Here is a 14,029-nt window from a genome sequence, read left to right on the forward strand (position 1 = left end):
GATTGCCTCTTGTGAGGACAAGGCGAGACTGAGGGGGCGGTCATTATGGCAAAAAGGCTCTGCGCGGAAAACGTCACCAGCACGGTAATAACACCGCGCGCACTTAGGCATGACGCGCGTCAGATCAATGCAGGGTCGAGGCACCTGCGCCCGGCGACTCGATCAGGGCCTCGATATCGGCGGCACTGAAGCGATAATGGCTATGACAGAAATGGCATTGCGTTTCCACTTCGCCCTGTTCGCGCGCGATGCTACGCAATTCCTCGGCACCCAAGCCATGCAGAGCATTGGCGATACGCTCACGCGTACAGGTACAGCCGAAGCGTAGCGTCTTGGGCTCGAAGACGCGGGTCTGCTCCTCATGAAAGAGGCGATGGAGCAGCTCGCGCTGCTCGAGATCGAGCAATTCCGCATCGCTGAGCGTGGTGGCCAGGTGCACGGTGCGCTCCCAGGCATCGGGATCGCTATTGGCCTCGTCGTCGGGCAGTTGCTGCAGCAGCATTCCCGCCGCACGGCGACCGTCGGCCGCCAACCACAGGCGAGTGGCCAGCTGTTCGGAACGTGCGAAGTAGTCTTCCAGGCAGGCGGCCAGGCTGTCGGCCTCGACGGCGACGATGCCCTGATAGCGCTGCCCCTCACGGGGATCGATCGTGATCACGATCTGCCCCTCGCCGACCAGCGACGTGAGCGAGGCGTTTTCCTCGGGAAGCGCCGCTTCATCATCGAGACGCGCGATGGCGCGCAAGTCGCCCCCGGGGTTGGACTCTGCCATCAGCAAACGCACGGCGCCCGAGCCACGTACTTCTAGGCTTACGGTGCCATCGAGCTTGACCGTCTCGGTGAGCAGGGCCACGGCGCTGAGCAGCTCGCCAAGCTGACGACTCACGGCCTCGGGATAGATATGCTTGTCGAGCACCTCGGCGTAGGCCTGCTGCAGGTTGACGACTTCGCCGCGCACGTTGGTAGCGTCGAAAAGAAAACGTTGGATCTGGTCGGTCATGATGATTCGTCGTCAGGTTGGAAAAACCGAAAGGGGTGCCATACCGGCATTCAATCATCGAAGCCATGGCGCTGGAAGTCCTGAATCGCGCGGCGTTGCTTCTTGTCGGGGCGGCCATGTGGCCCTTGCATGCTTTGATTGGCCAGACGTCGATTGTGGGCTTCGCGCTCACGCCGCACTTGGCTAGCCGACGTTTCGCGGTAGAGCTCGCGGGCCTCGGCGGCGCCGCGGCGCTGACCGGAGAGCCCCGTCACTTCGACTTCGAGGGTGTCCCAGCCTTGTGGCACCTTGAGCAAAGCACCGAGTTCGACCGCCTTGCTGGTCTTCACACGCCCACCATTGTAATGGACCTTGCCGCCTTCAATGGCTTTCTTGGCCAAGCCACGCGTCTTGAAGAAGCGTGCCGCCCATAGCCACTTGTCGATACGGATCGTGTCGCTCATATGTCTCCCTGCATTGCCGCCCCAATACGCGAGAATGCCCCACGAAAGAGACCTGTAACGTGGGCGCCGGAGGGCGACTTTTCAAGGCGAGATGGGGTGTGATCAACGGCGCGATGCACTCGGCATATCCTGCGGCAAGAGCGTGGCGAAACGCTCGAGGGCGATGAAATTTTCCAGCTCGCGCTCGGGGCGTTGGCTGTCGGGCTGCTTGATGCCCAGCAGATGGCGAATGCCGTATTCACGCGCGCTTTCCAGCACTGCGGGATTGTCATCGATGAACAAGGTACGCCCGGGCTCGAAGGGTTCGATGTCCTGCAATGCGAACCAGAACTCCGGCGCTTCCTTGGCGACGCCCACATCCGCCGACGAGATGATGACATCGAGATACTCCTCAAGCCCGGTCAATGGCAGCTTGAGCGCCAGGCTTTCACGATCGGCGTTGGTGGCCAGCACGACACGCGGATGCGCCTTCTTGAGCCATTTGAGGAAATCCAGCGCATCGCTACGCAAGCCGATCAAGTGCTGCACCTCACGCTTGAGCGCGACCACATCGACATCCAGCTCGCGGCTCCAATAGGCCAGGCTGTACCAGTTGAGCGTGCCCTGCTCGCCGATGATACGCGAACGTAGCGTATCGGCGTGATGCGCATCCAGCTTGTGCATTTCCACATAGCGCTGCGGCAAGTGTTCCAGCCAGAAATGGCTGTCGAAATGCAGATCCAGCAGTGTGCCATCCATGTCGAGCAGCACAGTGTCGATGGCGTTCCAGTCAACCATGATGGGCTCCCGCCAGGGTGGATATCGAATCTAAAGCTTCCTTATTGTACGCTGCATGATAGCTACCCGCACGGAGACATCATGGCCTTTTCTTCCCATCACGATGGCGGGATGCCGTCAGACGACACCAGCGTGGGCCATTACAAGCCACGCCTCTTGAGCCGCCGTGAAGTCGCCCGCAGCCGCCTGTTCGCCGTCGAGGAACTCGAGCTGAGCTTCGCCAACGGCGCCGAACGCACCTTCGAACGCCTCACAGGTAGCGGCAATGGCCATGGCGGTGGCGCCGTGATGATCGTCGCCATGCCGGACCCGGAGCATGTGTTGCTGATTCATGAATATGCCGCAGGTTTCGACGACTACGCCCTGACCTTGCCCAAAGGGCTCGTCGACCCCGGCGAGGACATCGTCAGTGCAGCCAATCGCGAGTTAATGGAAGAATGCGGTATGGGTGCGCAACGCATCGAGCCACTGGCGGAACTCTCATTGGCGCCCAACTACATGAGCCACCGCATCCATGTCATGCTCGCCGCCAACCTGTACGAGAAACGCTTGCCCGGCGATGAACCGGAGCCCCTGATCGTCGAGCGTCATCCTCTTGAGGATATCGCCTCCCTGTTGGCGCGGGAGGATTTTCACGAAGGCCGCGCCATCGCCGCCCTGTTCATCGCGCGCGACCGCTTGCGTAACGAGCGCACCCACGAACAGTGGTGGTAAGCCACCGTCCAGACACAACTAAGCCCCGCCATGGCGGGGCTTGGTCATATCTCATTTTAGCGTGACAACGGCTCGCTCCATGAGCCTTTCAAGTAATCAGTCTTCGGGATCGACATCCTGCGCGGAATCGACGCCGTGATTGTCTTCCGGATCATCCATACTTTCCGGAACCGAACCATCATCCGCATCGGGAGCTGCGGCAGAGCCACCTTGAGCAGCGGTATCACCCTGCTGGGTATTGGCCGATCCGGTTTCGGTACTCAGACTTTCCTGATCACCACCGGGAATGCTGTCTTCTCCGTCGACATTTCCTGCGGTTTCACCACTGGCGGTGCCACCTTCAGCCTTGGTCGAACCTTGCTCGGTGTTGGCGGACCCTTCCTCACTGCTGACATCCGGCGCCGAATCGTCCTGCGCGAAGGCACCTGCCGTGGGCAATGCCAGGAGCGCGGCGAAGGTCAGTGCGGTAAGTTGCTGTTTCATGCGAATCCTCCTTAATCCTCTGTGCCTTCACATTCAGGTGAAGTGCCTGGATTGCGTGGACAAAAAGCCATCGCTTAACCCTATACAGACCCTAGACAAGGTATTGGCATGATGCAAGGTAAAACCAGCTACCGAGCGCTTTCTCGACAGCCTCAATGCGCCTCGAGTTGCTCGAAGCGCCCGTGTTGCGCACTGCGTCGACCCGCTTCGAGCACCTGCATGACCGCCAGAGCTTCCTCCGCTGGTACGGGATTTTTCCCCTGCCCTCGTATCGCCTCGCGAACGCCCGCGTAATAAGCCGGATAATTGCCCGCCCGTGTGGGCACTTCCCGCCATTCAGGGCGCGCACCGGCGTCGTGCACATTGGCCACGGTATGCAGCCCATGTTGATGATCCTCGCCCCATTGCGGCGTGGGCAGGCGCTCGCCAAGCTTGAGCATGTCCTCTTGCGGGTCGAGCCCATGCTTGACGTAGCTGCCATGCGTGCCGTGCACGGAGAAGCGTGGCGCGGGCGCCGCCATCAGGCTACCGGCATGCAGGATGACCCGCTGCTGATCGTAGCGGAGCACGGCATGGAAGTAATCGTCGACCTGAGCGCCATCACGCTGGCAGGCTTGATCGAGAGATATCTCGTCGGGCATGCCGAACAACACTAGCGCCTGGTCGATGAGATGCGGCCCCAGGTCGTACCAGATACCGCCGCCCGGAGCGTCTGATTCACGCCAGCGCGACTTGACCTCGGGCCGGTAACGGTCGAAGTGCGATTCGAAATGCGCGATACGCCCCAGATCGCCACTATCGAGCAAGTCGCGCACGGTCAGGAAATCTGCATCCCAGCGCCGATTGTGGAAGACGGAAAGCAGCTTGCCCGCCCGCGAGGCTTGTTCAATCAGTGACGCGGCCTCGTCGAGAGTGACCGTGAAAGGCTTGTCGATCACCACATGCTTGCCGGCGGCCAGGGCGGCACTCGCCAGATCGTAGTGCGTATCGTTGGGGGTGGGGATCACCACCAAGTCGATATCGGCGCGCGCGAAGAGCGCGGCCGCACTGGCTTCGACCTCGGCCAGCGGCCAATCGGCCATCACCTTGGCGGCATCGCTGCTTGAAATCGCCTGCAAGGTCATGCCGTCATCCGCCATCAACAGCGGTGCATGAAACGTCTTGCTGGCGAAACCGTAACCTACCAATCCCACGTTGATCTTGTCGGTCATGCGTGAATCCCTTCTGCTCCTGTCACCCCGGGCGTCAACCCCAGGACGACGCGATGGTGCTCACCAGTACGCGCAGTAACAAAGCGTTACCAAAAATCTCGGCGACTTGGCCTACGAGCGCCATACTGACAGTTGGCCTTCACTCGCCCTGCCAGGTTACCGGGAGAGACGTTATGTGTTGCTCGGAAGAGAGTCTCAAGCTACTGCTGGACACATTATGGTACGACACCGAGAAATGGCTAATGATGGACGACGCCGCTCAGGCTTGGCAACTTGCCGCCTGAAGCTGCGTCCCCCCTACTTCGAGGCTTATCCCGACCTTTCGGGGCAAGCCCTGTCTGGCGATAATTTTCCCGTCACTGATAGCGGCTACATATTCAGTCCGTGAAGCCGACGATGTCTGTCCTACACTGGGGGAAGCAATCTTCGCCAACACGGAAGCCAAGCATGAATCAGACACCCCGCAACGTCACCCAGAAACTGATCGCCTCGCACCTCGTCAGCGGCGACATGACACCGGGCGCGGCCATCGGTCTGAAGATCGACCAGACTCTCACCCAGGATGCCACCGGCACCATGGTCATGCTGGAGCTGGAAGCCATGGCGCTCGACCGCGTCAAGACGGAGGTCTCCGCCCAGTACGTCGATCACAACCTTATCCAGGAAGACAACAAGAACCCCGACGACCACCGCTTTCTACAGACCTCGGCGGAACGCCTGGGCGTGTGGTTTTCACGTCCGGGCAACGGCGTCAGCCACCCCACGCACCAGCAACGCTTCGGCAAGCCCGGCAAGACGCTGCTGGGCTCCGACAGCCACACGCCGGCCGCCGGTTCGCTGGGCATGCTGGCGATTGGCGCTGGCGGCATCGACGTCGCCATGGCGATGGCCGGCGAACCCTTTCATACGCGTATGCCGGAGGTCTGGGGCGTGCGTCTCGAGGGCCGCCTGCCCGACTGGGTCAGCGCCAAGGACGTGATCCTCGAGATGCTGCGCCGCCATGGCGTCAGCGGCGGCGTGGGACGCATCATCGAATATTATGGCCCCGGTCTCGAACATCTTTCCGCGATGGACCGACATGTTATCGCCAACATGGGCGCGGAACTCGGCGCCACTACCAGTGTGTTCCCCTCCGATACGGCGGTGAAGGCGTTCCTCATCGCTGAGGGGCGCGGCGAAGACTGGCACGCACTACTGGCCGACGACGACTGTGGCTACGACCGCCACGAGACGATCGACCTTTCACAACTCGAGCCCTTGATTGCCACCCCGTCGAGCCCCGGGAATGTGGTACCTGTCCAAGAGGTAGCCGGCCAGCCATTAACGCAAGCATACGTCGGCTCCTCGGCCAATCCCGGCTATCGCGATTTCGCCATCGTCGCCGCCATGCTCGAGGAACGGACCATCGACGACAACGTCTCGTTGGAGATCAACCCCACCTCGCGCTCGATTCTCGAAACACTGACCCGCGACGGCCATCTGCTGAGCCTGATCGGTGCTGGCGCGCGCCTGCATCAGGCCGGCTGTAACGGCTGTATCGGCATGGGTCAGGCACCGGCAAACGACACCAACAGCCTGCGCACGGTACCGCGCAACTTCCCAGGCCGCTCAGGCACGCGCGAAGACCGCGTCTTCCTGTGCAGCCCGGAAACCGCCGCAGCCTCGGCACTCAAGGGCGTGATCACCGACCCCCGGACGCTGGACATGGCCTATCCTCAGGTGCGAGAGCCCGACGACCCGATCATCAATACCCGCACTCTGACCGCCCCCATGGAAGCGTCCAAGGCACGCAAGGTGCACCTGATCAAGGGACCGAACATCGAGTCGTTGCCGGATTTCGAGCCGCTCGGGACACAACTGGACCTGCCGGTTCTGGTCAAGGCCGGCGACGATGTCTCCACTGACGAGATCATGCCGGCCGGCGGCGAAGTACTGCCCTACCGTTCCAACATTCCCCAGATCGCCGAGTTTTCCTTTCGCGGCGTCGTCGACGGCTATGCCGACCGTGCCCGCGAGACAGGCGATCATATCGTCATCGGTGGCGAAAATTACGGCCAGGGCTCGAGCCGGGAGCATGCCGCCATCGCCCCGCGCTACCTGGGGCTGCGTGTCGTCATCGCCAAGAGCTTTGCCCGTATCCACCACCAGAACCTGGTCAACTTCGGCGTACTGCCGCTGACCTTCGCCGACGGCGACGATTACGACGCGCTCGACGTCGATATCCGTATCGGCTTCGACAAGCTGAAGAAAGCACTCGAGGCAGGCGGCCCCGTAACGGCGCAGGCCAATGGTCGAACGCTGACGCTCGAACATGCCTTGACCCCGCGCCAGGTGGAGATCTTGTTCAGCGGCGGCCTGATCGCCTGGATGCGCGACCAGCAAGCAGCCTGACGAGATCACCAACGAAAAGCGGCCCCACGGGGGCCGCTTCGCTGACGCCAGGCACGCGTCATCTCAGTCGTCCAGCGCCTCAGGCAGGTCGGTGACCGCGCCCTTGGAGGCGGAACTGACTGTCTTGGCGTACTTGGCCAGCGTACCGCGCGTATAGCGCGGTGCCGGACGCTGCCAGGCGGCGCGACGCCGATTCATCTCGTCGTCACTGATATGCAGTGTCATCACATCATTTTCGGCATCGATGGTAATCTCGTCGTGATCTTCGATCAGCCCGATGGGACCGCCGACGAAAGCCTCCGGCGTCACATGGCCAACCACGAAGCCGTGGCTGCCACCGGAGAAACGCCCGTCGGTGATCAGTGCCACCTTGTCGCCCAGGCCGCGACCCATGATCGCCGAGGTTGGCGTCAGCATCTCGCGCATGCCGGGGCCGCCCTTGGGGCCTTCGTAGCGGATCACGACGACGTCGCCGGCGACCACGGTGAGATCGTTGATCCGCGCCTGCGCTTCCTCTTCGGAGTTGAAAACCCGCGCACGACCGGTGAAGCGCGTGCCTTCCTTGCCGGTAATCTTGGCGACCGCCCCTTCCGGTGCCAGATTGCCGTAGAGAACACGCAGGTGGCTGGAGGTTTTGACCGGTTTGTCGAGCGGCTTGATGATCTCCTGATCGATCGGATAAGGCGTCACGTCGGCCAGGTTCTCGGCCAGCGTATTGCCGGTGACGGTGATGCAATCACCGTGGAGCAGGCCTGCATCGAGCAGGATCTTCATCATCGGCTGGATACCGCCGATCGCCACCAGCTCGCTCATCATGTAATGGCCGCTGGGACGGACGTCCGCCAGCACCGGCACGCGCTTGCCGATCTCGGTGAAATCATCGAGTGTCAATTCCACACCGACGGTGTTGGCGATCGCCAGCAAGTGCAGCACGGCGTTGGTAGAGCCACCGAGAGCGATGACCACGGTGATAGCATTCTCGAACGCCTTGCGGGTCATGATATCGGACGGTTTGAGGTCCAGCTCGAGCAACTTGAGCACGGCTTCGCCGGCGGCACGGCAGTCGTCGTTCTTGGTCTGCGAGACCGCTTCCTGTGCCGAGGAGTTGGGCAAGCTCATACCCATCGCCTCGATCGCCGAGGCCATGGTGTTGGCGGTATACATGCCACCGCAGGAACCCGGCCCCGGGATCGCGGTTTCCTCGATCTGTTTGACGTCGATAAGCGACATGTTGCCCTGAGAATAGGCGCCCATCGCCTCGAACACCGAGACGATATCGGTATGCCCCTTGCCGGGCTGGATGGTGCCGCCATAGACGAAGATGCCGGGGCGATCGAGGCGCGCCAGGCCGATCATGCAGCCCGGCATGTTCTTGTCGCAACCACCGATGGCGACGACACCATCGAAGCCCTCGCAGCCGGAGACGGCCTCGATGGAGTCGGCGATGACCTCCCGCGAAGCCATCGAATACTTCATGCCCTCGGTGCCGTTGGCGATGCCATCGGAGATGGTGATGGTGTTGAACACCACGCCCTTGCCCCCGGCGGCGTCGGCGCCGTCACTGGCTGCATCCGCGAGTACGTTGATATGGCTGTTGCACGGGGTGACGCGACTCCAGGTCGAAGCGATGCCCACCTGCGGCTTCTTGAAATCCTCGTCGGTAAAGCCCACCGCACGCAGCATCGCGCGGCTGGCGGCCTTGCCTGGGCCATCGACCACATTGGCGGAATGGCGACGACGCGGATCGGCATTCTCCGGAAAGTCCTGCTGGCTCATCAAGTGCTCCTGTTTCGTCTGGTAGGCCCGAGGGCGAATTATGAGCGACGCATGCCGGCTGAAGAGATGCAGCGATAAAACGAACGACATAAACGTCGGTGTCACGGTCAGATGACAATGCGCGGGCCTCGTGTTTTTTGATAAGGCGGCTCTTGTGAAGCGGCTCTGGTAAGCGACTCGCCACGCCTCGCGCAGTAAAGGGGTAAACCCATTGTAACGACGTTGGGCGCGATCGGACATCCGATCGCGCCCAATAGTGAGCACATGAACGTGGCCCTTAGGGCCAATACTACACGGCTAGCCGAAGACCACCTTGGCCACGTCACGGTAGCGATTGGCGAAGTGCACGGTCACCCCCTTCTTGAGGTAATCGGGCAGCTCCTCGTAATCGCGACGGTTGGGTTCGGGCAGAATCAGCTCGAAGATATCACTGCGCCGCGCAGCAATCACCTTCTCGCGAATACCGCCCACCGGCAGCACCTGGCCGCTCAGTGTCAGCTCACCGGTCATCGCCAGGGGACGGTCGAGGGGTTGCTGCTTGGCCAGCGACAGCAGTGCCGTCGTCATTGTCACGCCGGCCGATGGGCCATCCTTGGGCGTGGCGCCCTCGGGCACGTGCATGTGCACATGCGTCTCGTCGAAGAAGGTCGAGTCGGCGCCGAATTCCTTGAGATGCGCCACCGTGTAGCTGTAGGCGATATTCGCCGACTCCTGCATCACGTCGCCCAACTGGCCGGTGAGCTTGAGGTCACGCGATTTCGCGTGCACGCGCGCCGCTTCGACCGGCAGCGTCGCCCCGCCCATCGAGGTCCATGCCAGCCCGGTGACCACGCCGACGCCCTTGAGCACTTTTTCCTTGCGGAAGGTCGGCGCTCCCAAGAAGTCCTCGAGGTTATTGACCGAGATCTTGACCGTGTCTTGCTCGTTTTCGAGCATCGTTACCGCCGCCTTGCGCACGATGCGGTGCAGTTGCTTTTCCAACTGCCGCACCCCGGCTTCGCGTGCATAGCCCTCGATGACCTTCCGAAGTGCGGCATCGGTGAGATTGATGCGCTTCTTGGGAATGCGGTCGCGCTCAAGCAGCTTGGGCCAAAGATGGTGCTTGGCGATGGCCATCTTTTCCTCGGCGATATAACCCGACAGGCGAATCTGCTCCATGCGGTCAAGTAGCGCCGGCGGCAACGAATCCAGCGTGTTGGCGGTGCATACGAACAGTACCTTGGAAAGATCCATGCGCACGTCGAGATAATGATCGAGGAAGTCGACGTTCTGCTCGGGGTCGAGCACTTCGAGCAGCGCCGAGGCCGGATCGCCCTGGAACGACTGACCCATCTTGTCGACCTCGTCGAGCATGATCACCGGGTTTTCGACCTCGACTTCCTTGAGCGCCTGCACCAGTTTGCCGGGCATCGCCCCGATATAGGTGCGCCGGTGACCCTTGATCTCAGCCTCATCGCGCATGCCACCTACCGAAAAGCGATAGAACTCACGGCCCAGGGCTTCGGCGATGGAGCGCCCCACCGAGGTCTTGCCCACGCCTGGCGGTCCAACCAACAACAGGATAGAGCCACCGACATCGCCCTTGAAGGTACCTTCGGCGAGGAACTCGACGATGCGCTCCTTGACGTCCGTCAGGCCATCATGGTCGCGATCGAGGATCTTGCGGGCGCGCGGCAGGTCGAGCTGGTCCTCGGAGGTAATCCCCCAAGGCAGCGACGTCAACCAATCCAGGTAGTTGCGCGTGGTGCCGTATTCAGGCGAACCGGTCTCGAGCACCGAGAGCTTGCCCAGCTCGTCCTCGATACGCTCCATGACACGCTCGGGCACTTTCATGTTCTCGAGGCGTTCACGGAACGTATCGACATCGCTTTCGCGGTCGTCCTTGGAGATACCCAATTCACGCTGGATGACCTTGAGCTGTTCTCGCAGGAAAAACTCGCGCTGGCGGTCCTGCATCTGCGCGTTGACCTGCTCGCTGATCTCGCTTTGCAGCTGCGCCACCTCGATTTCCTTGCGCAGCAGCGGTAGTACCTTCTGCATGCGCGCCATCACCGGCAGCGTCTCGAGCACTTCCTGCAACTCTGGCCCCTTCGCCGAGGTAATGGCCGCGGCGAAATCGGTCAGTGGGCCAGGTTCATGAGGGCTGAAGCGATTGAGGTAATGCTTGAGCTCTTCACCGTAAAGTGGGTTGATCGGCAGCAGTTCCTTGATGCCATTGATCAGTGCCATGGCATAGGCGCGCGCTTCTTCGTCGCTGGCCTCGATGGGTTCCTGGGGATAGGTGACCTCGACCAGGTACGGCGGGGTCTTCGACAACCAGCGAACGATGCGAAAACGCCGCACCCCCTGGGCGATGAACTGGATCTGCTGCTCTTCGGTCTGCGAGCGATGGACTTTTACCGCCGTGCCGATCTCCGGAAAGTCACCGGGTCCTAGCTCATCGACGCCGGAATCGCCGACAAACGCTACCCCAACGCTTTGGTGCGGCGTATTGCCGACCCGTTCCATGGTGTCTTCCCAGCGTTCCCGGTGGATGACCAGCGGTTGCACCTGCGCAGGGAAGAACGGCCGGTTGTGAATCGGCAGCAGGTAGAGACGCTCGGGCAGGTATTCCTGGGTCGGCACTACCGCGCGCCCTTGGGAGTTCGATTCCTGGTCGTCCTGCGTCGGGGAATTTTCCTCTTCGGCGTCTTGCCGTGCCTCTTCGAGTTCGGCGTAAAAATCCCGGGATTGATCCTGATCGCGTTCGCTCATCATTCACCTTGAAAGTCGTCGGGCAAATTGCCCGTTTGCCAAGAGGAATGCGGGCGTCACCGACGAACTTCAAGCCTACGCAGGATGATGCTTACCAACGCAGTGCACGTTCATTGACGCGCCACTGGCCGGCATCAATGCGAAACTCCAGATGCGACGGCCCTGCCAGGCCAGCGACGCCAGAGGAAAATCCATGCGGTGATGAACGTTTACTCGTCGCCCTCGTCAACAACGTCTCTCCTGCGTGGGTGACAACCGCTTCACGTCGCTTCAGGCGGGCATGTCATTGGCCATGCGCAGCGCCTGACGCGACGAGGTGATGGTGGGGCGTAACATCCTCCACTGCCGACCGGCTTCGTCCGAGTCCGCCTGGCGCGCCGCGCGCTCCAGGGCATCGCTTCCGTGTACAAGGCGCGTCAAGGCCAGCGACGACGATTCGCCCTTGAGGCGATGTGCCAGCTCGGCCGTACGCGTCATGTCCGCGTCGACGACGGCAGCCTCGAGCGCCTCCTCCAGCACTCGCGACTGATACTGCCAGGCGGCTACCAGCGCGCTACGCTGTGCCGCACCCAACGTCTCACCGAGCGTCGCGAATTCCTGGCGATCGAGGAGCGCCGGTAGCGTATCCGCCGACTCCGCTCCGCCAGACGGGCGTACCTCGTCTGACGCGATCACCTCTTCCGGATCACGTACGCCGAAACGCACCAGGACATCGACCAGCACTTGCTGGCGTATGGGTTTCGTCAACACTTCCGCCATGCCGGAGGCCAAGGCCCGTTGATGTTCCTGAGTAGTAACGCTCGCGGTCATTGCGAGCAGAGGTGTGGCCTGGTTAGGGCCGTCCTGAGCGATAATCCGACGTGCCGTTTCCGGTCCATCGAGCGTGGGCATGCGAATATCCAGGAAAATCAAGGCAAAAGACGTATATTCGGTCAGCGCCAAGGCAGCCTCGCCGCTGTCGACGACCTTCACTGTATGTCCGAGACGCTCGAGCATAGCCACGGCCACCTGGCGATTGACGGGGTTGTCCTCGATCACCAGCAGGGGCGCCGTGCGTGCCGCCGTCGCATCCCATGTTTCTCCTGACGGAATGTGCTTCACTCCACTCTCGGCATCGCTGGGCAATGGCAGTTCGAACCAGAAGCGGCTGCCCTCGTTGGCCGGACTCGAGACGCCTATACGTCCCTGCATGGCCTCCACCAGACGCTTGCTGATGGCTAGGCCCAGGCCAGTCCCGTTCTGCGTGGCGACTCCCTGGTAAAAGGGCTGAAACAAGCGTTCGCGGTCGACATCATCGATACCGCAACCGGTGTCACTGACTTCGAAATGTATCCAATTGCCACGCATCGGCTTGACGATCAGCGTCACGCTGCCTTGCCGCGTGAACTTGAGCGCGTTGGAGAGCAGGTTGAGCAAGATCTGGCGCAAGCGCCCCACATCGCCTACCAGGTACTCGGGTACCGCAGGCGAGATGACACTCAAGAACTCGATATGCGTGGCACGCGGCTCGAGCAATCGCATCAAGGATTCGACGAGTTCGGGGAGCGAAAACACTTCACGCTCGATATCCAGATGCCCGGCCTCGATCTTGGAAAAGTCCAGCAGATCATTGATCAACGCCAGCAGCTGTGAACCGCTGTCATGGATGGTCTCGACATATTGATGCGAGGTTTCATCCAGCGCGCGTTCGCGCAGTAGTTCCGTCATACCCAGCACACCGTTGAGCGGTGTGCGTATCTCATGGCTGACGGTGGCCAGGAAATCCGACTTGGCCTGGTTGGCGGACTCGGCATGACGCGCGGTGTCCTGAAGCTCCTGGCTCAGATGCTCCAATGCTCGTCGCGCCGCGATATTCTCTCCCGCCTCCTGGAAAAGGAAGCGGATCACCAGCACGGTGGCGCCGCACATCAGCAGGATCAACGCCAGCAAGGCCGCATACAGCGCCAACTGCACTTCGCGCTCGCGCGTCTTGGATTCGGCAAGATAGGCGTTGACCGACACGACGAGGCGCTCGCTGAGGCTGCTCAACGTCTGCAAGCGTTCATCCAGCGAGGAAAGCTCGGGTGATTCAGGGGACATCCGTTTCAAGGCGGAATCGAGCGCATCGCTGCGCGACAGGATCTCCGGCAACAACGCTCGCGTCTCGGGCAGTGACTGGAACAGTTCGGCGATTTCGCCCTCGCGCAGCAGGTTGATGCGGCTATACAGCAATTCGAAGCGCATGCGCACGTCATCGAACTTTTCCGGACTCTGTTTGGCCTGCAAGACGGCATTACGCATCTGGATAGTTTCCCGATCCAGCTTGTAGGCCGCCCAGACGGCGTCGCCGGCAACGCTCTTGGCCAAGACTTCCTGTCGCCAGATGATCAAGCTGACCACCACCAAAGCCGCGGCGAAAAACAGAATCGCCGCGCAGGCCCCAAGCTTGAGCCGCATCGGCAAACGCGACACGAGATGGATACGGGAACGCCAAGCCATGG

The 14,029-nt window shown here is 61.5% G+C and carries 10 protein-coding genes; 2 read left to right on the top strand and 8 right to left on the bottom strand.

Annotation, left to right across the window (positions count from 1 at the left end):
* Positions 1 to 124: 124 nt before the first annotated feature.
* The 3 genes from hslO to yrfG all read right to left on the bottom strand — a co-directional run bounded on the left by hslO (position 125) and on the right by yrfG (position 2,220).
* Entirely contained in the window at positions 125 to 1,000 is an 876-nt protein-coding gene (gene hslO / locus OP496_RS08810; protein WP_280563218.1) for an Hsp33 family molecular chaperone HslO, read from the bottom strand.
* 50 nt (positions 1,001 to 1,050) lie between these two features.
* Positions 1,051 to 1,443 (bottom strand): S4 domain-containing protein, encoded by a 393-nt coding sequence (locus tag OP496_RS08815; RefSeq protein WP_280563219.1) that lies wholly within the window; start codon positions 1,441 to 1,443, stop codon positions 1,051 to 1,053.
* 102 nt (positions 1,444 to 1,545) lie between these two features.
* The gene (yrfG, locus tag OP496_RS08820; RefSeq protein WP_280563220.1) at positions 1,546 to 2,220 is read right to left on the bottom strand and encodes a GMP/IMP nucleotidase; all 675 of its coding nucleotides are present in this window, start codon (positions 2,218 to 2,220) and stop codon (positions 1,546 to 1,548) included.
* A gap of 111 nt (positions 2,221 to 2,331) precedes the next feature.
* On the opposite strand from yrfG, the gene nudE reads away from it, so the two are divergent.
* Complete coding sequence (gene nudE / locus OP496_RS08825) at positions 2,332 to 2,934, top strand: ADP compounds hydrolase NudE (RefSeq protein WP_280563379.1); 603 nt, start codon at positions 2,332 to 2,334, stop codon at positions 2,932 to 2,934.
* A gap of 96 nt (positions 2,935 to 3,030) precedes the next feature.
* Here the strand turns inward: nudE and OP496_RS08830 are convergent, their stop codons facing one another.
* Entirely contained in the window at positions 3,031 to 3,417 is a 387-nt protein-coding gene (locus OP496_RS08830) for a hypothetical protein (RefSeq protein ID WP_280563221.1), read from the bottom strand.
* A gap of 152 nt (positions 3,418 to 3,569) precedes the next feature.
* Positions 3,570 to 4,628: an oxidoreductase gene (locus OP496_RS08835; protein WP_280563222.1), complete on the bottom strand. Its 1,059-nt coding sequence runs from the start codon at positions 4,626 to 4,628 to the stop codon at positions 3,570 to 3,572.
* 447 nt (positions 4,629 to 5,075) lie between these two features.
* Between OP496_RS08835 and OP496_RS08840 the strand changes: the two genes are divergently transcribed.
* Positions 5,076 to 7,019, top strand: coding sequence for an aconitate hydratase (locus tag OP496_RS08840; RefSeq protein WP_280563224.1), 1,944 nt, complete (start codon positions 5,076 to 5,078; stop codon positions 7,017 to 7,019).
* A 63-nt stretch (positions 7,020 to 7,082) separates the two neighbouring features.
* On the opposite strand, the gene ilvD is transcribed toward OP496_RS08840, so the two are convergent.
* From ilvD to OP496_RS08855, 3 genes are all read right to left on the bottom strand, one after another.
* A complete protein-coding gene (ilvD, locus tag OP496_RS08845; protein ID WP_280563226.1) occupies positions 7,083 to 8,795 on the bottom strand; it encodes a dihydroxy-acid dehydratase in 1,713 nt (570 codons plus the stop codon).
* Between the two features lie 297 nt (positions 8,796 to 9,092).
* Positions 9,093 to 11,549, bottom strand: coding sequence for an endopeptidase La (gene lon / locus OP496_RS08850; RefSeq protein ID WP_280563228.1), 2,457 nt, complete (start codon positions 11,547 to 11,549; stop codon positions 9,093 to 9,095).
* 270 nt (positions 11,550 to 11,819) lie between these two features.
* Entirely contained in the window at positions 11,820 to 14,027 is a 2,208-nt protein-coding gene (locus OP496_RS08855; protein ID WP_280563229.1) for an ATP-binding protein, read from the bottom strand.
* Between the last annotated feature and the right edge of the window lie 2 nt (positions 14,028 to 14,029).

This window comes from Chromohalobacter sp. 48-RD10 (assembly GCF_029889785.1).
Lineage (GTDB): Bacteria > Pseudomonadota > Gammaproteobacteria > Pseudomonadales > Halomonadaceae > Chromohalobacter.